Origin of the sequence: Acetivibrio clariflavus DSM 19732, from assembly GCF_000237085.1 — a bacterium.
Taxonomy (GTDB): Bacteria; Bacillota; Clostridia; order Acetivibrionales; family Acetivibrionaceae; genus Acetivibrio; species Acetivibrio clariflavus.
In genome coordinates this window covers 4,253,857-4,277,200 of sequence record NC_016627.1, presented here as the reverse complement: position 1 = coordinate 4,277,200, position 23,344 = coordinate 4,253,857, and the positions used below count along the sequence as shown (strand labels likewise).

At 38.3% G+C, this 23,344-nt stretch carries 17 protein-coding genes and 5 pseudogenes; all 22 read left to right on the top strand.

Annotated features, from left to right (window positions below; genetic code table 11):
* Positions 1 to 11: 11 nt before the first annotated feature.
* The 22 genes and pseudogenes from CLOCL_RS23400 to CLOCL_RS17775 all read left to right on the top strand — a co-directional run bounded on the left by CLOCL_RS23400 (position 12) and on the right by CLOCL_RS17775 (position 23,331).
* Positions 12 to 584: a recombinase family protein gene (locus CLOCL_RS23400; protein ID WP_245532816.1), complete on the top strand. Its 573-nt coding sequence runs from the start codon at positions 12 to 14 to the stop codon at positions 582 to 584.
* Complete coding sequence (locus CLOCL_RS23395; protein WP_245532815.1) at positions 584 to 793, top strand: recombinase family protein; 210 nt, start codon at positions 584 to 586, stop codon at positions 791 to 793. The genes CLOCL_RS23400 and CLOCL_RS23395 overlap by 1 nt, the downstream gene beginning before the upstream one ends.
* Before the next feature lie 407 nt (positions 794 to 1,200).
* The gene (locus CLOCL_RS22285) at positions 1,201 to 1,428 is read left to right on the top strand and encodes a hypothetical protein (protein WP_144686997.1); all 228 of its coding nucleotides are present in this window, start codon (positions 1,201 to 1,203) and stop codon (positions 1,426 to 1,428) included.
* A gap of 15 nt (positions 1,429 to 1,443) precedes the next feature.
* Positions 1,444 to 2,741, top strand: a pseudogene (gene ltrA / locus CLOCL_RS17855) (group II intron reverse transcriptase/maturase).
* Between the two features lie 430 nt (positions 2,742 to 3,171).
* Positions 3,172 to 3,381: a helix-turn-helix domain-containing protein gene (locus CLOCL_RS17850; protein WP_014256634.1), complete on the top strand. Its 210-nt coding sequence runs from the start codon at positions 3,172 to 3,174 to the stop codon at positions 3,379 to 3,381.
* 27 nt (positions 3,382 to 3,408) lie between these two features.
* Positions 3,409 to 6,252, top strand: coding sequence for an SNF2-related protein (locus CLOCL_RS17845; protein WP_014256633.1), 2,844 nt, complete (start codon positions 3,409 to 3,411; stop codon positions 6,250 to 6,252).
* A 15-nt stretch (positions 6,253 to 6,267) separates the two neighbouring features.
* Positions 6,268 to 9,171, top strand: coding sequence for a site-specific DNA-methyltransferase (locus CLOCL_RS17840; RefSeq protein ID WP_014256632.1), 2,904 nt, complete (start codon positions 6,268 to 6,270; stop codon positions 9,169 to 9,171).
* A 188-nt stretch (positions 9,172 to 9,359) separates the two neighbouring features.
* Positions 9,360 to 12,419: a DEAD/DEAH box helicase family protein gene (locus CLOCL_RS17835; protein WP_245532812.1), complete on the top strand. Its 3,060-nt coding sequence runs from the start codon at positions 9,360 to 9,362 to the stop codon at positions 12,417 to 12,419.
* A 291-nt stretch (positions 12,420 to 12,710) separates the two neighbouring features.
* Positions 12,711 to 14,183 carry an IS21 family transposase gene (gene istA / locus CLOCL_RS17830; RefSeq protein ID WP_014256630.1) on the top strand — a complete coding sequence of 491 codons (1,473 nt, stop codon included), beginning with the start codon at positions 12,711 to 12,713 and terminating at the stop codon, positions 14,181 to 14,183.
* Positions 14,176 to 14,862, top strand: coding sequence for an ATP-binding protein (locus CLOCL_RS17825; RefSeq protein ID WP_014256629.1), 687 nt, complete (start codon positions 14,176 to 14,178; stop codon positions 14,860 to 14,862). The genes istA and CLOCL_RS17825 overlap by 8 nt, the downstream gene beginning before the upstream one ends.
* Before the next feature lie 219 nt (positions 14,863 to 15,081).
* Positions 15,082 to 15,642 (top strand): annotated as a pseudogene (locus tag CLOCL_RS17820) (recombinase family protein); the annotation flags it as partial.
* Between the two features lie 76 nt (positions 15,643 to 15,718).
* A pseudogene (locus tag CLOCL_RS17815) lies at positions 15,719 to 15,948 on the top strand (recombinase family protein); the annotation flags it as partial.
* 131 nt (positions 15,949 to 16,079) lie between these two features.
* Positions 16,080 to 16,697: a TetR/AcrR family transcriptional regulator gene (locus CLOCL_RS17810; RefSeq protein ID WP_014256628.1), complete on the top strand. Its 618-nt coding sequence runs from the start codon at positions 16,080 to 16,082 to the stop codon at positions 16,695 to 16,697.
* A 17-nt stretch (positions 16,698 to 16,714) separates the two neighbouring features.
* Positions 16,715 to 17,263, top strand: coding sequence for a GNAT family N-acetyltransferase (locus CLOCL_RS17805; RefSeq protein ID WP_014256627.1), 549 nt, complete (start codon positions 16,715 to 16,717; stop codon positions 17,261 to 17,263).
* 68 nt (positions 17,264 to 17,331) lie between these two features.
* Positions 17,332 to 17,424 (top strand): annotated as a pseudogene (locus CLOCL_RS23865) (resolvase); the annotation flags it as partial.
* A gap of 143 nt (positions 17,425 to 17,567) precedes the next feature.
* Positions 17,568 to 17,810: a single-stranded DNA-binding protein gene (locus CLOCL_RS17800; RefSeq protein ID WP_014256626.1), complete on the top strand. Its 243-nt coding sequence runs from the start codon at positions 17,568 to 17,570 to the stop codon at positions 17,808 to 17,810.
* Positions 17,811 to 17,828: 18 nt separating this feature from the next.
* Complete coding sequence (gene vanR, locus CLOCL_RS17795) at positions 17,829 to 18,527, top strand: VanR-ABDEGLN family response regulator transcription factor (RefSeq protein ID WP_014256625.1); 699 nt, start codon at positions 17,829 to 17,831, stop codon at positions 18,525 to 18,527.
* A complete protein-coding gene (gene vanS / locus CLOCL_RS17790; RefSeq protein ID WP_420805116.1) occupies positions 18,505 to 19,635 on the top strand; it encodes a vancomycin resistance histidine kinase VanS in 1,131 nt (376 codons plus the stop codon). Before vanR ends, vanS begins: the two co-directional genes overlap by 23 nt.
* A gap of 91 nt (positions 19,636 to 19,726) precedes the next feature.
* Positions 19,727 to 20,729, top strand: a pseudogene (locus CLOCL_RS17785) (D-alanyl-D-alanine carboxypeptidase family protein).
* A gap of 31 nt (positions 20,730 to 20,760) precedes the next feature.
* Complete coding sequence (locus CLOCL_RS23595; RefSeq protein WP_014256623.1) at positions 20,761 to 20,886, top strand: hypothetical protein; 126 nt, start codon at positions 20,761 to 20,763, stop codon at positions 20,884 to 20,886.
* 347 nt (positions 20,887 to 21,233) lie between these two features.
* Complete coding sequence (locus CLOCL_RS17780) at positions 21,234 to 22,817, top strand: restriction endonuclease subunit S (protein WP_014256622.1); 1,584 nt, start codon at positions 21,234 to 21,236, stop codon at positions 22,815 to 22,817.
* A gap of 13 nt (positions 22,818 to 22,830) precedes the next feature.
* Positions 22,831 to 23,331: a hypothetical protein gene (locus tag CLOCL_RS17775; protein WP_014256621.1), complete on the top strand. Its 501-nt coding sequence runs from the start codon at positions 22,831 to 22,833 to the stop codon at positions 23,329 to 23,331.
* Positions 23,332 to 23,344: the final 13 nt, after the last annotated feature.

The following is a 23,344-nucleotide window of genomic DNA, read 5'->3' as shown; positions in this document are numbered from 1 at the left end:
CGCTAACAAGAATGACAGCAGTTAATCCCAAATGGTTATTGGTAGATGTGTATATAGATATTGCTTCAAGCAAGACAGGTTCTTCTCGTAAAGAGTTTAATCGTATGCTAAATGATTGTAAGTCTAGTAATATTGAAATTATACTAAGCAAGAATATTAGCAGATTTGGCCGGGATACCGTGGATGTTTTGGAGGCGTTGAACCAGCTAAAGGTTCTTGGTGTTCCAGTCATATTTGACCAGGAAGCGCTAAATACAGCCGATATAGATGACGAATTGATGATTTCAATTATCGAGTCAATTACTCAGGCAGAGAATAAATCACGTGGCGACAATATTAAGTGGGGTATCAAACAACGTGCTGCACAAGGGACCTCAAAGTTATATAATAGAAAATGTTATGGGTATTTTAATGATGCAGATGGTAATCTGGCAATTGATGAGAAAGAGGCGAAAAATGTCCGATTGATATTTAACCTCTATCTTCAAGGCAAGAGTGTTTTAGGAATTGTGAAAGAACTGGAACGACTAGGAATTAAATCGCCTACCGAAAGGCTGCATGGCCCAAGAGAACAATTGACGTAATGCTAAGTAATGAAAAGTATATGGGCAATGTGCGGTTGTTGGATAACGGAAAGCATGATGCATACTATCTGGCAGAGGGTAACAATCCGGCGATCATATCCAAGGAAACTTTCCAAGCGGTGCAGATTGAAAAACAGCACCGAAGTAATGTTATTAAAAGCGAAGAAGGAGTCCAGAGAAAAAGCAAAAAGTACAGCTCAAAAAAGTAAAAAAACAAAAATAGCCTAATTGAAAATCATTTCTTGAGTGCACAGGTTGGATGTAAAAGCAGCTAAAACACAGCATTTTCCCTTTATTTATGGGAATGTGGGAAATAGCCTAAGAATTTCATGTGGAGTGCGTGACATTGATGTGTGCGTCCAGCTAAGCTGGCAAATGCTAGCAGGTGAAAGTCCTGCAGTGGTAAAGGTAGGGCAGCCACTTAGTCAGTAACCAGCGTATGGAGTAATCTATGCGTTGAAGCGTTACGGAATGTTCCGAAAGGAGCAGGCAAACTGGCGGGTTGTAACATAAAGTGAATACTGCCGCACCGTTATTGACATTCCCGAAAGGGAACAACAGGGAGTCGAGCTGGGACATCAACAGCGAAGACAGCAGATGGTATGAAGAACCCTAAATGCAATACCTAAGAACCCTGCGGTGTAGAGGTAGCGACACGTCAGGAAAGTATTTGCCGGAACTGGAGAGAGCCTACTTTGCACAGGAAACTGTAAAGAGGATGCATATAAGCAAAAGCGAAGTTGCTTTCTGCAAAGAGGCAGTCAGAAGTGCTCATAGTACCAAGGATTGTACAGACAACAAAACTGTGCATAGGGAAGGGGCACAACTTTATTCAAGTCTGTAAAGGAGGTAGGTGCCGGTGATTGCCGAAAAAGCTATAAACACCCATGAAAAAGTACGAGACTTCCAAAACAGACTATACCTTACAGCCAAAGCTGACCGAAAGAGAAAGTTCTATGCGTTGTATGACAAGATATACCGTAAGGACATCTTGGAAGAAGCATGGAAACGGGTAAAACAGAATGGTGGAGCAGGCGGTATTGACAAAGTCAGCATTGATGATGTGAAAGCGTACGGCGAAGAAAAACTGCTGGACGAAATAGCAGAAGATTTGCGGGCAGAGAAATATCGGTGCAAGCCTGTCAGACGAACCTATATTCCAAAACAAGATGGTAGAAAAGAGCATTAGGAATACCTACGATTAAGGACAGAATAGTGCAGATGGCGGCAAAGATAGTAATAGAGCCGGTATTTGAAGCAGATTTTCAGCCTTGCTCGTATGGGTTCCGACCGAAAAGAAATGCAAAACAGGCAATGGACAGGATATATGAAATGGCAGACAAAGGCGGAGCATTATGGGTAATAGATGCTGACATAAGAGATTATTTTGGGAGCATCAACCATGATAAGCTGCTTTTGCTGGTCAAACAGAGAATAACTGACCGAAGGGTGCTGAAGCTGATAAAAGGCTGGCTGAAGGCAGGAGTGCTGGAAGACGGGCAATACAGTGAAAGTACTGTTGGTGCACCCCAGGGCGGAGTTATTTCACCACTGTTATCCAATATATATTTGAATTATTTTGATGTATGTTGGAGTAAGAGGTTCGGACACTTGGGAGAATTAGTACGATATGCAGATGATTTTGTGATATTATGCAAGAAGTTATCTCAAGCAGAAGAAGCGTTGCGTGCTGTAAAATGGATTATGAAAAAGCTGGAACTAACATTGCATAGTGAGAAAACAAGGCTTGTTGATATGTATTTCGGAAAAGACAGCTTTGATTTTCTCGGCTTCAACAACAGATTTCAGCGATTCAGAAACAAAAGCTGGCAGTGGTATTGGACACTACAGCAGATACCGTCCAAGAAGGCTATGAAGAAAATGAGGGCTAACATCAAAGAGGTGTTTGCAAGTCCGAGCAAATTGCTGTTGAGCATGGAAGAGATGGTTAAGTTGCTCAATCCTAAAATCATTGGCATGAGAAACTATTATGCCAGACGATTTGCAAGACCATGGTTATGGAAGATAGATAAGTATATCAATTTTAAGTTTACCCGTTGGTACAATCGGAAGAAACAACGTAACTATAGGCTAGGGAATGCTGCTAAAGTCAGAGAATTGACTAAGCAAGCGGGACTGGCAAGTATGTGCGGCTGAATGCTGAAGGAAGAAGAATATCGGAAAGCCGTATGCGGGAAAACTGCACGTACGGTTTGATGAGGGGGCGGTGGTAACCCCACTGCTCTACTCTATCAAAGCCTTAACCTTTGATATTACTGGCTTTTCGCGTTTACATTCAACTAGTCTACTCGAGAGAAAGGGTAAAATGCGTATATGGGAACATGTCGAAAACTCATATTTAATCCCCCAAGATTGATGGGGTTGAGTTAACACATTAGATAATGCCCATTTTTACATAGGATTGAGTAGCCAGAATGGATGTACTTTTTATAAAATCTGTCGATATTGTATTTAGAATAATATTTATTTAAATCCAATTTAAAAATCATGCGAATGTAAAGAATTTATTTGCATTATTATGAAACGAATGATATTATACAGTTATAAATAACTATAGGTGATTATCATGGCAATCAGTTATAAAAAGCTTTGGAAACTATTGATTGATAGAGATATGAAGAAAAAAGACCTGCAAAAGATTGCAGGTATAAGTTCTGCAACAATAACAAAGCTTGGCAAAAACGAAAATGTGAATACTGAAGTATTAGAAAAAATATGTAGGGCTTTGGAATGTGATATAAGTAATATTATGGAAATTATACCAGATAATAAATAAAAACGATTAAATACTAAAGGAGAAGCAATGATTACAAGATATCATGCAATATACTATGCACGTGTTCTTGCGCAAAGAGCAATAGGCGATAATATAGACAGTTTGTCACAATCATTATTAAATGCCGCTGTGGATATAAATCCACACCAAATTGAGGCGGCTTTATTTGCGTTTCGTTCTCCGCTCTCCAAAGGCATTATTCTTGCCGACGAGGTTGGTTTGGGAAAAACCATAGAAGCCGGATTAGTGCTGTGCCAATACTGGGCTATTGGTAAGCGGAAGATAATTGTTGTTTGTCCTGCTGCCCTCCGAAAACAATGGAGTTTTGAACTGACAGAAAAGTTTGGTATTGATAATGAAATCCTTGATTCAAAAAATTACAACGAATATGTCCGCATTGGGCGTAATCCGTTTGACAATAAAAAGGTTGTCATTTGTTCTTATAATTTTGTTGCCCGAAAAAAAGATGAAATACGTTTGTTTGGCTTTGACTTGGCTATTATTGATGAGGCGCATAAACTGAGAAATGTATATAAAAAGAATAGTGTCACAGCACACGCTGTTCGGGAAGCTCTTGAAAATGTAAAGAAACTGCTCCTAACGGCTACGCCGTTTCAAAACAGCCTTATGGAATTATACGGACTAACCTCCATAATAGACGAAAACATTTTTGGCGATGCTAAATCATTTCGTGCCAATTATGTATATGAAGAGAATTATTCTGAACTGCAAATGAGGCTTGCACCTTATTATAAAAGAACCTTGCGAAAAAACGTGGTGGAGTATATAAACTATACCAAACGTCTGCCTTTGACACAAAAATTTGATTCCACCGATTTGGAGTTTGAGTTGTACACAAAGGTTTCGGAATTTTTGCGTTCCGACAACTTATATTCTATACCTGTTAAACAGAAAATGTTGACAACAATGATGGTTAGAAAAATACTGGCATCTTCTACATATGCTTTGCTCGGCACATTGGCTACTATAAAAGCACGACTGGAAAAAATGCTTGAAGAAAATAAATACCAGCAGTTTGATTTGAATGAGATTTTTGATGAGGATGAGATTGAACTTCTTAATGAAAATGAAGAAGATAGTATCGATAGTGATGTTAACTCGCCTACAGAGGATGAAATAATAGATACAAAACAAATACAAAAAGAAATTGCAGCAATACAGTCATTTATAAATTTGGCTGAACAAATTAAGCATGATTCGAAAGCTAAAGCACTCCTTATAGCATTACAGAAAGCATTTGAACAGATTGAATTAATAGGTGCGAATCGTAAAGCACTTATTTTTACAGAATCAAAACGAACGCAAGCATATTTGAAAGAATTTCTTGAGCAAAATGGATACCGGGGAAAAATTGTTATTTTTAACGGATCAAACTCGGACAAGCAATCAAACGAGATACTGGAGGCTTGGCTTAAGGCTAATGCCTATACAGGCAAAATAAGCGGTATCCGCGCGGCGGACCGACGTGCCGCCATTGTTGACTATTTTAAGGACAAGGCGGAAATTATGATTGCAACAGAAGCTGCTGCGGAAGGATTAAACCTGCAATTTTGCTCACTTGTTGTGAACTATGATTTACCTTGGAATCCACAGAGAATAGAACAGCGCATTGGCCGCTGTCACCGCTACGGACAAAAAAGCGATGTCGTCGTTGTAAATTTCGTAAATCAGCGTAACTACGCCGATTTACGTGTATTCGAGCTGCTAAATGATAAATTTAAACTGTTTAGCGATGTGTTCGGGACATCCGATGAAATACTGGGTCAAATCGACGGTGTTGATTTTGAAAAGCGTATATGGCTCATATACCAGGAATGTCGGACCGAAGCTGAGATCAGTGCTGCGTTTGAAAAACTTCAAGCCGAACTGGAAAGTAAAATTAATACGCGCCTGAAAGACGTAAAAGAACAAGTACTGAAAACCTTTGACGTGGAAGTTCAGGAACGGTTGAAATTAGCAAAAGAACACACCTGTGCGTTCATAAACCGTTACGAATATATCTTCTGGGAACTGACGAAATTTATTTTAGGAGATAAAGCGGTTTTCAACGATAGCAACCACTCTTTTATATTAAAAGAACGTATTGGAGAATCTCCAAAAGGAAAGTATTGTCTTATTACAAGTAAAGAAACCGAGGGGATACCTTACCGTCTTTCTCATCCGCTTGCGCAATATGTGCTGAAGCAGGCTTCAGCTATAAAAGTTACGGGTGGTAAGATTATATTTTCTCCATTGGAAACAGAATTAAATGTAACTTTGCCGGAGGATTTGAAAGGAAAAAGCGGATACCTGCTTCTTTCGTCATTGGATGTTTTGGCATTCGATACAGAACAATACAGCTTATTTACGGCATATACAGATGACGGACAACCATTGTCTCAGGAATTATGTGAGAAATTGTTTCTTTGTGCCGGACGTGAAGTCAAACCAACAGGACTTACCCCTGTACAACAGCGTAAATTGAAAGAGAGTGCAGAACAGCATCGAAAAGGGAAATTACAGCAGATTGACTCGCGAAATCTCTTATATTTTAAGGAAGAGGAAGAACGCATCTTCCAATGGGAGAAGGATATGATAAATAGTCTGGAAAAAGAGCTTGATACGATTAAGCGGCAAATCCGTGAGCAGGAAAGGTTAATACGCAATGCTGTAACAATAGAGGAGAAAATTGCAGCAACAAAAAAGCTAGATCAACTTGAAAGCATCAAGCGGCGAAAGCGCAATGAGCTTGCTGACAGAGAAGATGAAATCGCAAGCAAACGCCGCAAACTGTTGGCTGAATTGGACAGCCGAATGATAAGAAAAATTCATCACGAGGATCTATTCGCTATTGAATGGCAGATTGTATAAAGGAGTGAGAACGCGATGAATCAAAATACGAACGAAAAATTGAACCGATTTATTAGCCTCTTGGAGGAAATTTTTGAACTTGACAAGGCAGATTTGGATTTCGGGATCTACCGCATTATGAATATCCGCAGGAAAGAGATTATGAAATTCCTCTCGGAGGATTTACCAAAAAAAGTGAAGGAAACGCTTACTCCTTTTGCTCAGAACACTGTGGAAATAAAAGAACGTATTTCAGCTATTGAAAGACAAGCGGCTGAACTCGGTATTGAGATAAGTGCGAGTCCGAAACTCGCGGAAGAATACGCTCGACTAAAATCACAGCTTGCGTCGGGTACAGACTTGTCATCTCTTGAAACAGATGTATACTCAGCACTGTATAAATTTTTCAGCCGCTATTATGATGAAGGTGATTTTATATCTAAACGCCGATACAAAGAAGGCGTATACGCAATTCCTTATGAGGGTGAGGAAGTAAAGCTGTATTGGGCGAACGCTGACCAGTATTACATAAAGACCACAGAGAATTTCCGCGACTACACTTTTATTGACAACGGTAAAAAGGTACACTTCCGTCTTGTTGATGCAACCACAGAAAAGAATAATAACAAGGAATCCGACACAAACAAGCGCGAATTTATGCTCTATAAGGAAACGCCGGAACGTCCTGAACTTAAGACAATTGAAGAAATTAACGGCGAATTGGTTATCCGTTTTGTATATGACATTCCAGATGATAAAAAAGTAAATTGGTTTGAAGCCAATCTTGCCGCTATTTCGGATGCAATTGCAAAGAATTTCAAAGAATGGTTTCACTTGCTCGCACCTGCACCTGGTGGAAAAAAGGAAACGCGTACAGTTTTGGAAAAACACCTGAGTGCCTATGTTGCTAAAAACACCTTTGACTATTTCATTCATAAAGATTTACGCGGCTTTTTAACCCGCGAACTGGACTTTTTTATAAAGAGCGAAGTCATTCATCTTGATGATATTGATACTACCGACGAGAAACGTGCTGATAGCTATCTTGCCAAGGTGAGGGCAATCAAGCGTGTCGGCAAGATTATTATTGACTTTCTCGCACAAATTGAGGATTTTCAGAAAAAACTGTGGCTGAAAAAGAAGTTTGTTGTTGATACAAATTGGTGTATAACTCTCGATATGGTGGACGAAAAATTCTACCCAGAAATTATTGAAAACGAAGCTCAAATTGCCGAATGGCGGGAAATGTATGCGATTCATGAGATCGAGGGCAACCTTACGACCGTCGGATATTCCGAGCCACTGACGATAGAGTTTTTGCGTCAAAATAAGAACCTTGTCCTTGATACTCGCCATTTTTCTGCCGATTTTAAAGAACGTCTTATTGCAAGCATTGACAATCTTGACGAGCATACAGGTGGATTACTTATTTATAGCGAGAATTTCCAAGCATTACAATTGCTAAAAGAAAAATATCGCGAGCAAATTAAGTGTGTGTATATTGATCCCCCATATAATACTGGTAATGACGATAACTTTTCATACAAAGATGGATATCAGCACTCAACTTGGTTAAGTATGATGTTTGATAGATTAGTTATTTTGAAGTCTTTAGTAAATGAAAATGGATCTATTTATGTTCAAATTGATGTAAATGAAAGTAATAGATTATCAATGTTACTTGAAGAAATTTTCAATTTTGAACGTGAGATAATATGGTCTAACGAATCATCGTCTGGTTTTAAATCACAGGCCAATTCGTGGATAAGAGGACATGATACCATTTTTTTTGTTTCAAAGAATGGAAAACCTGAATTTCATAAACAGTACTTAGAGCTTTCCGAAAGCACAAAGAAAAGGTATGACAAGATTGATGAAAATGGAGATAGGTATAAAGAATATATAGAAGATGGTAAGGTGAGAAGAGTATATCTTAAAGATTCACTAGGTAAGCCATTGACAACTGTATGGACAGATATTCCATCTTTTCAAACAGTGAATGCTAATAGGGAGCATGTCGCTTTTAGCACTCAGAAGCCAACAGCACTTATCGAACGTATATTACGGTCATCTGCAAACGACATTGTTCTTGATTACTTTGCTGGCTCTGGTACCACAGGGCATGCAGTAATTAATCTCAACCGTGAAGACGGAGGAAATCGTAAATATATTCTCGTTGAAATGGGTGAGTATTTTTACACAGTCATACTGCCACGAATGAAAAAAGTTATTTACTCCGCCGATTGGAAAAACGGAAAACCACAGAATCGTAACACTGGCATAAGCCACATTATGAAATACATCTCCCTTGAAAGCTACGAAGACACGCTTTCAAATATTGAACTGGATGACGACAAACACCAGCTTGCGATGAAATTAGGCGATGAATATATGATACACTATATGTTTGACTACGAGGCGAAAGACAGCATGCTTTCGCTGGACGCTTTTAACGCACCGTTTTCCTATAAGCTTAAAATCATTGAAAACAACGAAACGAAACTTAAGACTGTTGACTTATGCGAGACATTCAATTATCTGATTGGGCTGTCGGTTATACGACAGTCGGCAACAGCTTGGTTTAAAGCTGTAAGACTGATTGAAGAGGAATGGAAAAGAGAAGGCTTATACGAAGGAGCGGTCAGATTGGAGCGGGATAACAGCGGCGAGTACGGCTTTAAGCAAATTGAGGGCAGACTACCTGATGGCAGACGAGCGCTTGTAATCTGGCGCACCATCACAAGTGACTTGATACAAAGCAATGCCGCCCTCGATGCATACTTCACAAAACACAGGATTAACCCCGCTGACCGTGAGTTTGATGTTATCTATGTCAACGGTGACAACAACCTTGAAAACCTGCGCCTGGATGACGAAAACTGGAAAGTGCAGCGTATTGAACCTGTATTCAGGGAAAAGATGTTTGAGGAGGCGGAATAATGGCAAAAAGAAAAAACACTGCTTCTGCCTTCAAATGGAGCGCCCAGTTAGTTTTATTTCGCTATTTCCTCAACCTGTTTGGCAAAGACAGCCTTGCTGACCTTGCTGGCAAAATGAACAGTTCTGAATACGAAGGCTTTGACGAAAACCAGAATACATACTTCTGGGGTGAACTGGATTTACTGTTGATGCGCCAGGGCGCAGACGCAAAAATTAGCCGGGATACTCTGCGGGAATATGATGAGCGTATTTGCCGCTATGTCAAAAAAATTGGCGAAAAACGCGGCGGTATCAAGCTAAAATATTTTCAGTATATAGCATGCCTGTTCACCGAAATATATCTTGACCGCTATTTTACCGACAAAGAAGCCTTTGCAGCTGATTTGAACGCTTTTATCGAAAAGGTTAAGGTAGAAAGTTTCGGTGCTATTGATATTGAGCCTTTTTCACCGGAGAATATGAATAAATTGGCATTTATGTGCGCCACCGGCAGCGGCAAAACACTGATTATGCACATAAACATCCTGCAGTTTCGCTATTACCTGAAAAGGGCGAAGCTGACCAACCCGCGCTTGGACATTAACAAAATTATTGTCCTTGCGCCGAACGAGGGAATGTCAAACCAGCATTTGGAGGAGTTGAAACTATCGGACATATCCGCAGAGCCTTTCTCAAAGGGCGGCTTTGGCACAACCGCTGATGTTATTGTTATTGACATGAACAAGCTGAAAGAGGAAGGTAAAGTCAAAACCGTTTCAGTTGACAGCTTCGAGCAGAACAACCTCGTGCTTGTGGACGAAGCACACCGCGGCCTCGCGGGAGATGTGTGGTATGATTACCGCTCACGACTTTCTGCGGATGGCGGATTTGCCTTTGAATACTCTGCAACATTAAAGCAGGCGATGAAATCGAACAAACCAAGCAATATTTCTCAGAAAGAATGGAAAGAACGCCTTGATGAATATTTTCGTTCAATTATAATTGATTACTCTTACAAGTACTTTTATGAAGACGGATACGGCAAGGAATACCGCATTTATAACTTGCGGGACAGTATTGAAGAGGAACAGAGGCAGTTATACCTCGTAGGCTGCTTGTTGTCATTTTATCAGCAATTGAAGTTGTTTTGTGAAAAAGGCAAGGAGTACGCACCTTTTCGAATTGAAAAGCCTCTACTTGTTTTTGTGGGCAATCGTGTAACGGCAAAAACATCCGTCGCAGAAATGACCGATGTTGAGGAAGTATTGGACTTTATTGATAAGTTTGTCAACCGCAAGGAGCAAACCATAAACCGAATCGACACTGTGTTAAGTGGTGACACCGGACTAACCGACAGCGCCGGCCGGGAACTCTTTTCACAAAACTTCAACGCTCTAAATTCTTTGTTCGGAGGAACTCCTAAAGCTGAAGATGTTTATAAGGATATTCTCCGCCTTGTTTTCAACAGCGATACCACATCTGACTCCCCACGCCTGCACGTCATAAACTTGCGTCAGGTACAAGGAGAAATTGCACTCCGAATTGGTTCCGACGGCGAATATTTTGGTGTGGTAAGCATTGGCGACACGGCAGGCTTAATTAAAAACTGCGAGGCAAAAGGTATTACCACCGGAACAGAGGAGTTTGTTTCTGAATCCCTTTTCCACAACATCAACGAACGAAATTCGAACATAAATACTCTCATTGGTTCACGCAAGTTTACCGAAGGCTGGAACTCGTGGCGTGTTTCTACGATGGGGCTTATTAACTTTGCTAAAGGCGAAGGCTCACAAGCCATCCAGCTTTTTGGGCGTGGAGTTCGCCTGCGTGGCTACGGTAGTTGTTTAAAACGCAGTCACAGATTGGATGATAGCTCTGTTATCATACCGAAATATATTGAGCTGCTTGAAACGCTGACTATATTCGGAATAAAAGCCCAGTACATGGAAGACTTTAAAAGGTATCTAGAAATGGAGGATATGCCTGCCAACGAAAGGCCGCACGAGTACACGCTTCCTGTATTAAGCCGGTATAATCCCGATGAGCACAGAAAATTGCGGGTCATCAAAGTTAAAGAGGGTGTAAACTTTAAAAATCAAGCTGCAAGACTTTTACTCGGTAAACCGAACGAGGAATTTTTGCGTTATTTAAACAAGAACAAGGTGATACTTGATTGCCGTTCAAAAGTGCAGGCAATTGAATCTACATTCAGCATGCAGATTGAATCTATCCCCGAAGAACATACAATTGGTAAGCAGTATATACCATTCATCGATTATGACCGCATTCTTGACGAACTTGAAACCTATAAGAACGAGAAGTTTTATTATAATATCTCTATCACTAAAGATGGTATCAAGGATATTTTAAAAACTGACGGTTGGTATTTGCTTATCATTCCGAAGAAGCACCTCGAACTTGACAGTATGGAAAAGCTTGTTCTTGTAACTGACTTAGCCATTATGGTGCTGAAATGTTATATTGATAAGTTCTACAAATACGAAAAAGCAAAGTGGGAGGACAGGTTCCTTGAATACCAGGAATTGAGTGACAGAGATGGAAACTTTGTTGCTGAATATAAACTTTCGTATTATGATGCCTACGACGGTGATCCAACCGCCGGGACAGTGGAGCAGTTTGTTGAGGATTTGAAGGCTCTGCTTAATCAGCATAGCGGTATACCAACTTATGAAAAAGGTATACTTAGCAATTCACTGATAGCTTTTGATTTCCGGCATCACCTCTACACACCGCTCATCTGTCTGAGAGCGGGTGGTTTGAAACTGACTGTATCACCGGTCAGTCTGAATGAAGACGAGAAACGGTTTGTTGATAAACTTAAGGCATATGTAGATGCAAATGCTGCAATTTTCGAGGGTAAAAAGCTATACTTGCTCCGCAACAAGAGCAAGGTAGGAATGGGGTTCTTCGAAGCAGGCAATTTTTATCCGGACTATGTGTTATGGATTGATACGCCCGATGTGCAATATATTTCCTTTATCGACCCAAAAGGATTGCGGCATTTGCAATGGGATGATCCCAAGATAGAGTTCCATGCCACTATTAAAGAACTTGAAGCGCGCCTCCAGCCCTCAAGCGGTGATAAGAAAATTGTGCTGAACTCTTTTATAATGTCCGGTACCCGTTCCGAGGATTTGTGTCAGTGGTGGGGAAAAGGCAAGCCGGAACGTAGAGCGAAGAATGTGTTTTGCCTTGATGAAGACGACTGCATTGATGGTATGATAGCGAAAATATTGAAATCGGAATAGCTTATTGTTGAATATTAAGCTAATAATTACGTAATCCGATGGCACTAATTGGAAAAATTAGTTTATCAAGTACAGAAAATAAGAAATAAATTTCTGTTAGTAGCATAATTGTAAAATTAAAATTAATGACAATATTGACATACTTTATCAAGAACACCCAAATGGGTGTTTTTATTTTATAATGTTTAATTTATTGACTCCTAACAAGGAGGTAAGGAGGTGATGCCTATGCTTGAACTAATATAGGTATTATGACTTCAATAACACACAAACCAAAGGAGGAAACCAATAATGATTGGAATCGAGCAATACCGAAAAATCCAGGAGTACAAAGCACTTGGACTTGCTCAGACAAAAACCGCAAAAGCACTGGGGATAACCTATTCTTCTGTCAGCAAATACTGGAATATGAGCAAAGAAGATTATGTAAGGGAAGCTGAAAAGGAAAGGTACCACATGGATAACTACCGTCAGTACATACTGGAACATTTGAAAATTTGTCCACAAATGAGGGATACAAACATCTATCTCAAATTGGTGGAGGCCTTCCCTGATCTACAAGTTAAACGAGCTACATTCTACCGCTATATGAAAGCCTTAAGGGAACAGCACGGGTATCCGCATGCCAGTAAACGTAAAACCTCACCCCGTGAAATTTCTCCACCGGGATATGAAGCGCAGGCGGATTTTGGTCAATACAAACTTAAGGATATGTACGGGCGAATTGTACGAATATATTTCTTTTGCATGGTTCTGAGTTATAGCAGAATGAAATTTGTTTATTTTTCACCGGATCCCTTTATAACCAAAACGGCCATTAAAGCTCATAACTATGCATTCCAATATTTTGGAGGAAGAACGCAGACTATTCTTTATGACCTTGACCGTGTCTATGTAGTCAGTGAAAATCTGGGGAATATCATATTCGTACCCGCCTTTGAAGAATATGTTAAGCGTATAGGTTACAATGTTTCGCTATGTAGACCAAGAGATCCTCAAAGTAAAGGCAAGGTTGAAGAGGTGATTGGATACATAAAGCAAAGTTTTCTTGAGGGCAGGATATACACCGGAATTGATTGCCTTAACAGTGCTGCCCTTGCATGGTTAGATAGGGAAGGCAACGGGCGAATACATACTGTGACCAGAAAAGTGCCGCGTGAAATGTTCATGGAAGAGCAAAAATACCTGCTCCATGTCAAACCTTATTCCGAAGTATCAAGCACTGTTGCCTCCTTTGATAAGGATGGAGTTGTAAATTATAAAGGCAACCGTTATCTGATTAATACAGGTATGATGGATGCTTATAAACGCATTCGCATTGAAGATGATGGTGAAATGCTTTTGTTCTATGATGCTGAAACAAATGATTTATTGGCTAAATATCCAGTCACAGAAGATACCGGGCAGTTGTTCAAACCAGAAGAAAATTACAGCAGAGACAGGGTTTCTTTAACCATCATAAAACAATATTTTGCAGAATACGAAATAGCTCAGGAATTCATTCGCCGGATGGAGCAGCAACAGTCGAAATATTTTAATACACATTGCATTCGATTATACCGGATGACAAGGTTTTATACAATTGGACAATTGCTTGATGGAATAGAATACTGCATTGATACTGAACGCTGCAGTGCCTATGAGCTTTTGGCTTATCTCATGTATCAGTACGGAGAGCATATAGCTAAGAAGTTTTTGCCGAATCAGCAGTATTTTAATCATTTGGCGAGGAGTAAAGAAATAAGGAGGGAAATCGATGGCTGATATAACAGAAATCCGTGAATTGGCCCAAAAGCTCAACCTTTGGAATATCGCAAGGGGATATATTGATTTGAATGATGAGAAGCTGTCCAACCTAGATTATCTTCAGATGATATTACATAAAGAACTAGAGATACGAGCCAGACAAAAACAGATCAAGCTAAGAAGGGCAAGCAAACTTCCCAACAAGGTATTTGAATTATCGAATTTAAACAAAGGTTTGGAATGGCAGATAAAACAATTATACCATCTGATGTGGCTCAATGAAGAACAAAACGTTATTCTGCTTGGTAAATGCGGGACAGGTAAAACTAGTCTTGCAGTTCATCTTGGAGAAACAGCGATCGATAATGGACATAAAACCTATTATGCGCCTTTTGATAATTTTATCGCAGTGGCAGAAAAGAAAGCCACAAATCCAAAAGCAGAAGCGATCTTTTCTTATATGCAGGAATGTGACTTAATTATTATTGATGATGTCTTTTATGTGGAACCAACCAGGGCAGAACTGCAGGTTTTCTACCGGGCAGTTACCTTTCTTAATGAAACCAGAAGCATTATTTTTATAACCAATCGTGAACTGTCAGCATGGATAGATGCAGCTGAGGATAAGCATCTTTGCCAGACTTTATTGGACAGAATGATGGCCAATTGTCAGATTGTTCGTTTGACTGACAAGTAAAAAAACACTCACTTTTTTTTTAACAGGGGCAAATACCTCGTTTGAAAACAATGCCGAAAAACGGCTTTAAATAGATGCAAAAAATCTCACGAAATTCAAAGAACTGCTTAACTTTTGAGATTTTCTGCAGTTTATAGGGTAGGGGGGTCTAAATCTCTACCACTTTTCATCCCGGAAACGGGCGGGGGGTCACGCGCGAAAAATCGCAGTTTCAAACTGTGCCATGAAATATTCCGCAGGGTACATTGGAATAATCGAGGGAAGAAATCAATCGTATGGAGATGCATTAGTAGATTGGAAAACACCGGTTTGTTTTGTACCGCTTCCACTATACTTGAAGATACGCTTAAAGAGAAAATTGTAGAAGCCATCAATGTAGCGGTCAGCGGAAAAAACTCTTTTCTGGCCATACTGAAGAAGAATATTGAAACCGTATTAAGCGAGGATTTGGATGAGAGTACAGCAGATATTGATAAAAGGCTGGAAGAACTCCAAACCGAGTTGATCCAAAAAGCAAATTCAAAGGAAGAATACGATAATATTGTCAATGAGATTTACCGACTACGTGATCTAAGGCAAGAAACTCTTTCGAGAAACGCTCTCCGCCAAGATAAGCGGGATCGGATTGCTGAGATGACGGACTTCCTTAATATGCAAACCGGTGGTATTACGGAATTTGATGATAAACTGGTTAGAAAACTAATTGAAAAGGCAACTGTATATAATGACAGACTAGTGGTAAAGTTTAAGTCAGGGTTAGAAATAGAAGTAAACCTATAAGCTCGTATTAAGATAGCCGCCAGTAGGGGAAGAGTACTTATACTATTATAAATAACTACAGGAGACATAATTGGATTACCGATTGCGGGAGCAGAAGCAAAATGCGCTGGTTAAAAATGCAGAGCGTGAAGGAAGAAGCAGCGAATAGCTGAAATGACAGACTTCTTGAATGAACAGTCCTATGAGCTGGAGGAATATGATGAGCAGATTGTTAGAAGGCTTATTGAAAAAGTTACGGTATTTGATGATAAACTCACCGTTGAATTCAAATCAGGTGTTGAAACTTATATAAAAGTTAAAGAATAATTTGCAAGTGAATTGTTTTACTAGTCTCTGAACAACAAAAATATTATATTGACATAGGCGTAAATGTTGTTTATAATCAAAACGACATTAATGTCGTTTTTGGTTATAAAGAAATTTTGGAGGAAACTATCATGTCTCCTAGGGTAAACGATAATTATAAGATAAATAAAAAACAAAAAATACTTGAAGCTGCCAAGAGGGTATTTATAAAAAAAGGTTATATTCAAGCGACCATGCAGGACATTATTGTTGAGGCGGGTATTTCAAGAGGCGCTTTGTATTCGTACTTCAATAATATTGAGCATGTATTTGAGGAACTTCTTAAGTTAGACGATGAAAAAGATATTACTTTTATTAATATTGATGATGACTACACTTCTTCTTGGAAGCAACTCATAGATTGGATCAGATTTCAACAACATATTATATCGTCTAACAATGAATTTTTACTCTGTAAAAGTGAGTTCTTTTTAATAAAACACCGAGAATCTAACAAGTCAAGTAGCTCTTATATTACAGAGAGATATAAGAAGTTGATAACCGCAATCAGGGATTTTATAGATAAAGGAATTAAGAAAAAGCAATTCCATCCTTGCAAGTCATCAGAATTGATAGCTCTATATATGGTTTCATTTTTTGATGGATTAATGATAGATACATTTAATTTAAGTTTGGAGTTGACAAGGGTAAATGATCAAATTGATATTTTAATTTTTACATTAGAAAATATGCTTAGGCCAATTAAATAATATGAAGGAGTGTTTTTATGTTATTTCAAACTAAGAGAATCATTTTACGAAAAATGACTGCCCAAGATACAGAGATTTATCATAAATGGAGAAATGATATAGATGTTATGCAAACTACTTCTCCGTTGTTAGATGTTTACCGTATTGAAGAAACAGAAGAATTTGTTAATCAAATAATCTTAGGATCCTGCTCTTCAAAATGCTACATTATACTTGAGAAACAATCTAAAAAGCCAATTGGAATTACTTCGTTAATAAATATTGATCCTAAAAATCGTAATGCAGAATGTATAATTGATATTGGAGAAAAAGAAGCCTGGGGGAAAGGATATGGATCAGAGGCAATGAAGTTACTTCTTGATTACGGATTTCTGGAGATGAACTTGCACAGAATATCACTAAGAGTTTTTTCTTTTAATAGCAGAGCAATAAAATTATATGAGAAACTAGGCTTTCAGCAAGAAGGAAGATCACGCGAAGCTATTTTCCGTGATGGAGCATGGCATGATATCATTCATATGGCAATTTTACAAAGTGCATATATAGAACAAATGAGAGAAAAGTAAAAAAATCATACAGAGGAACAGATTTCTTGAGTGAACAGTCATGTGAGTTGTAGGAATATGATGGGTAGTTGGTAAGGCGGCTTATTGAGAAAGTTACGGTATTTGATGAAAAACTCACTGTTGAATTCAAGTCTGGAATTGAAATAGATATTGAGATATAGGATAGCAGAAATGGCGACCAATTGAGGGGTGTTACTTCCTTGATTGGTGGCTTTTCTTATTTACGGATTGACTTTGACTGTGAATACACTTATAATAATATCAACAATGTTGTTGATATTGTTATTGATAAGGAGATGACAACATGAGTGATGCTAATGAGTTACTGGAAGAAGCTATTAAGGAAACTGAAAACTTGAATGAAGGTGAAGTCTTTCTTGTTAAAGATCTGTTCAAGGGTTACGTATGGAACAGAATACCTAGAAAAGATCGGCTTCTGCTTGGGACTTTATTTTTAAACTATGTAAATAAAATGGAGGGTAATATAAAGGCTATTGAAAAGACCTCATCTAATCAGCAGAGGTATAAAAAGACAATTGGCAAGTAGGAAGAAGGGATAAAATTTATGAGTATCAATATTTTAGTTGTTGACGATGAACAAGCAATAGCAGATTTAATTGAAGTTTATCTAAAAAACGAAGGTTTTACAGTATACAAGTTTTATAACGGTCAAGATGCGTTTCGATGTGTTGAGTCGAAACAGTTGGAGCTTGCGATACTTGATGTTATGCTACCAGACATTGATGGTTTTACTCTCTGTCGGAAAATTAGGGAAAAGCATAATTTTCCGGTTATCATGCTGACAGCCAAAGAAGAAGAAATCGATAAGATTACCGGGCTGACATTAGGTGCTGACGACTATATCACTAAACCATTCCGTCCTTTGGAATTAGTTGCTCGTGTAAAGGCGCAGCTCCGTAGATTTACCAAATATAATTCTCCAGAGAAAAACCAGGAAGAACACTTGATTGCCTTTTCCGGATTAGTACTGGACAAAAAGAGCCATGAATGTACACTGAATGAAAAAAAGCTATCTCTCACTCCTACAGAGTTTTCAATTCTTTGGGTTCTTTGTTCCAATCGAGGACGAGTGGTAAGCTCTGAAGAATTGTTTCGCGAGGTATGGGGAGACAAGTACTTTAGTAACAGCAATAATACGGTAATGGTTCATATTCGACATTTAAGAGAAAAAATGGGCGATGACGCGCAACATCCCAAATACATCAAAACGGTTTGGGGGGTTGGCTATAAAATTGAAAAGTAATAGAAAAAATGATTATTGGAAATTGAAAAGGAAAATATTTCTTCAAATGCTTTTGATTACAGTTACTGCCGCTGTGACTGTTTATCTATTGCGCAATATCCTTCGTGGCCAGGTCGGAGATCGTATCGTTTGGTTTCTAGTCAACGTTTTTCATTTTAATTATTCGGATGCATACACAATCTATCAGCTGGTGTTTCGTAACAATATGGAAACGATTCTTTTTATTGTAACTCTAATATTTTTGGTTATTCTTTTTCGATTTTCTATTTCTTGGTTCACAAAATATTTTGATGAAATCAGCACCGGAATGGATAAACTTACGGAGGAATCCGATGATGAAATTACATTATCACCAGAATTGGATTTTATGGAAAATAAGCTTAATCAGATAAAAAGTAATTTGGAAAAACAAAAGAAAGCTGCACTTGATGCCGAGCAGCGCAAAAATGATTTGGTAGTATACTTGGCTCATGATATAAAGACACCTCTGACATCTATAATAGGATATTTGAGTCTTCTGAATGAAGCTCCAGATATGCCTCCCAAGCAGAAGACAAAATATGTCGGTATTACCTTGGAAAAATCTTATCGATTAGAACAGCTTATCAATGAGTTTTTTGAGATCACAAGATTCAATCTTCAAACTATTGTTTTGAATAAAGAAAAAATAAATTTATTGTTCATGCTCCAGCAGATGGCGGATGAATTCTATCCAATACTGACTCCACAGCGAAAGCAGGTGTCAGTCAATGTGCCTGAAGGGCTTACTCTATGGGGAGATGCAGACAAACTAGCCCGTGTGTTCAATAACATTTTGAAAAATGCGATAGCATATAGCTATGAAAATAGTGTCATTGACATTTCTGCTAAACAGCAGGACAAATATATTGTAATAACTTTTACTAATCAGGGAAACCCAATCCCGCAGGCAAAACTTGAAACCATTTTTGAAAAATTTTACCGGTTAGATTCCTCTCGCTCCACAAACACCGGTGGAGCAGGGCTGGGTTTGGCCATCGCCAAAGAAATTGTCAACGCTCACGATGGGACAATCTCTGTGGAAAGCAACACAGAAAATACTACATTTACAGTAAAGCTTCCGTCTTAAGAAAATCTTAAGAAATTCATAAGATTGAATTCCAACATAGCTTCTTGTTCTGTGGTTTAATATTTTCACGCAGAATAAGGAGGTATTTATTATGGTGCGAAAAATTAAAAAGAAAAAGTCAGGAATACGCGAATTTGTAATATTTTTATTGATAGTTGTTGTTTTTGCTTTTGTTTTCAAAATCATCATTATTCCAGGAAATCAACATGAGTTTGAGAAAGAATATGTCGATAAAACAACGCCTATTCCCTCTTCAGATATAGAATCCGATTCCTCTATTTCTATATCTCCCGATAATCTGAACAGTACTAATGCGATTTTGATCCGTTTAAAAGATCAAACCACTCTGATGCAAAAAAATAGCGAAGAAAAGATCTATCCTGCTTCATTGACTAAAATGATGACAGCTATTGTTGCTATAGAAAATTTGACAAATTTGCAGAAAGAAATACAACTTACCCACTATACCTGAAATACAACTTACCCACTATACCTTTAATGGTCTTTACAGTGCTAATGCTTCTATGGCCGGTTTCCAGCCAGGTGAGAAGGTAAGGGCTATTGACCTTTTATACGGGGTGATGCTTCCAAGTGGTGCAGAAGCTTGTATTGGGCTTGCGGATCATATTGCTGGTTCGGAGCAGGACTTTGTAGCTATGATGAATCAAAAAGCGAAAGATCTAGGGATGGACAACACTCATTTTGAAAATAGCACCGGACTTCACAATGAAAACCACTACACAACAGTGAAAGATCTGGCTGTTCTTCTAAGCTATGCTTTGCAAAATGATACTTTCAGGGAAATTTTTACTTCGCCACGTCATTCCACACAACCCACGAATAAGCACCCTGGAGGGATAACCTTTAACAATACCATGTTTGAAAAACTCAGCAATCAAAACATTATTGGTGGAGAAATATTAGGAGGGAAAACTGGATATACCGATGAAGCTGGTCTGTGTCTTGCGAGTCTTGCAAAAGTGGGTCACCAAGAATATATATTGATTACAGCTGGTGCAAAAGGAGATATCTATTCTGAACAATATAATATTACCGATGCATTAGCTGTATACAATAGTATCGGGAAACAATAAGTTTTTCATAAGATTTTATTAAGGTGTTGATATGTTCCCGCCTACCGATAGTGCAAAAAGTGCCTTTGACTTGTTTCCGACTACCGACAATGTAAAAGACATCAAACCAGCCGGCTCGTTGCATGTGGAGAGTGTCGTATTGATTACAAAACTGTAAGCCTTTATTTAAGCGGGTTTCCGAAATTACATCCAAGTTGTCTACTCGAGCTAAAGGGCTAGAATACGTACATGGTAACATATCGACGAGGTATTTTGGGGTAAAATTTGAACTCAAAAATTGGTAGGGTTGAGTTGACAGATTAGATAACGGGCATTTTTGATAGGGGTTGAGGAGACAGGATGGATGTAAAGTATTAATTCATTCTGTGTCCGTTTATCATGGTTTTCATGAATTGTAGACTATAAAAATGCAAATATATAACTTTAGTATTGACATACTAAAGTTTTGTTGATACACTACTATTAGTGAGAGATTCTCAATTATTAATAGGAAGGAGGAAAAACGTGAATACAGCAATAGATTACTTTATTAATCTGTTTACCATTCGCGGTATAACCTCCAGAGAGCAATTATTAAACGAAATGCTGCGTGTTAAACTTACAGCGAAAGCAATGAAATCTCAGAAAAAATCCATTCAGGATGAATATCAGCTTTTTGAATTAATGAAGCAGTCTACAGAAAATACAATACTGGGATACTTTCCTGGAGACAAGGATTTTTTTAATTCAATTTATAAAGTTGCTCATAATGTAGATCTTATTGAGTTCACTCTTAAACTTTATCAAAATGACCGCTTTGGACAGATATTTTCTCCGGTTTATTTAACGGAATACATTTGTCGCTTGGCAGATGAAGCAAAAGCTCAGACGATCCTTATTACCGAAGCAGAAAAAAGCCTTTTAGGTCTTAAGAATTTTGTGGATAAACATAAGTCAAGCAACATAACATTTACCACATCAAGTGCACTAATGTTTATGATGCTTAAGCTTGGATTTGAAGGATACAAGAATGTCAGCATACTTAATCAATCTATATACCAGGAACTTCTCATTGGTACACGTTTTGACTTTATTTATTCCCTACCTGATTTTAGTGGGAAAATTGAATCTTTAAACGACAAATTCATGTCTTCAAGACCAGATATTATAGCAACACAAAATTTGCTTGGACAATTATCGGAAAAAGGCACACTCGTGACTGTGCTACCAGCAAGGATAACATTTTCAAGCAGTTCAGAAGCCAAGCTGCGCGAGCATATTATGACCAATTATCAATTAGAAGACATTTACAGTCTTCCTGAAGGTACTTTTAGGCCATATACCAGTATAAAGACCTATATGCTCAGAATAGGTGTTGTGAAAAAAGAAAGTGTGAACGTAGGTTATTTAGGTTATGATAACGGCCTATATATCGATAAAGCGAAAGTGGTGGGGAGCAAAGAATTTTCCAATCATGAGGATTGGCGTATTGAACTTATACTTGAAGATGATGACGAGAATATCAAAAAGTATAAGTCATCAACACTTGAAAGAGTAAAACTACATGAAGTCGCTGAAGTCTTTAGGGGGAAATCAATCTTAAAAAAAGATGTGAAGCCCGGGAATATTAAGGTACTGAATATCTCAAACATTACCGATACCGGAATTGATTATTCTGAGATGGACAGTATTGAAGAAGAAGAGCGAAAAATCAAACGCTATGAATTGATGGACGGAGATATAGTCCTATCTTGCAGGGGGACAGCTATTAAAACAGGTGTATTTCGCAAACAGAAAGGTATTGTTATTGCTTCAGCTAATGTTATTGTTATAAGACCAAATCATAGGATTTTAAGTGATTATCTCAGGATATTCTTTGAAAGTCCAGTGGGAATAGCGCTCATAAAAAGCTTTCAACGAGGGACAACCGTTGTAAATATAAATCATGTGGACATTGCTGAAATGGAAATACCGCTACTTAGTATGGAAGAGCAGAAAGAGTTAGCTGACAAGTATGCAAAGGAAGCTGCATTGTTCAGAGAAACAGTGGCTAAAGCTGAGAAACGTTTCCAAGAAGAGAAAGAGAAAATTTATAATAGGTTAGTGTAAGGAGTCGATGGTAATGGTTAAGAAAATCGATTATTTCTGTGGGGCGTTTTTATCCTACCTTATTTCTAACGGTATTTCACCAGCTTTGTTTGAGGCAGGAGAGAAAAGTAAAATAGTAAAGTTCAGTACAAATCTTGGCGATTACAAAGTGTATATCAAATACTCAACCATATGCAAATTTAGCGATAGAAAAAGCACAAGAAAGTGGGATGTACTGTTTACAAAAAAAGAAATGGATATACTTAAGGACTTTCTTGAGCAAAATCGAAAACATTACTTTGTATTGGTTTGTACTGATACTAATATGAAAGAGAATGAGGTCGCTGTATTGGATTACGATGGTGGGCTGATGTGTCTGGGAAACGATTCAGTCAATAGAGAACGAAGAATTTCAGTTGTACATAAAAAAGGGAGCCCATATATGAATTGCTATGGTACTGCCAGAAGTGAAAATCAAGGAATACAGATCTACAAAGATTTTAATAAGTATTTTTTGGATAAAGCAAGTGTTTGATGAGGAGGTTATA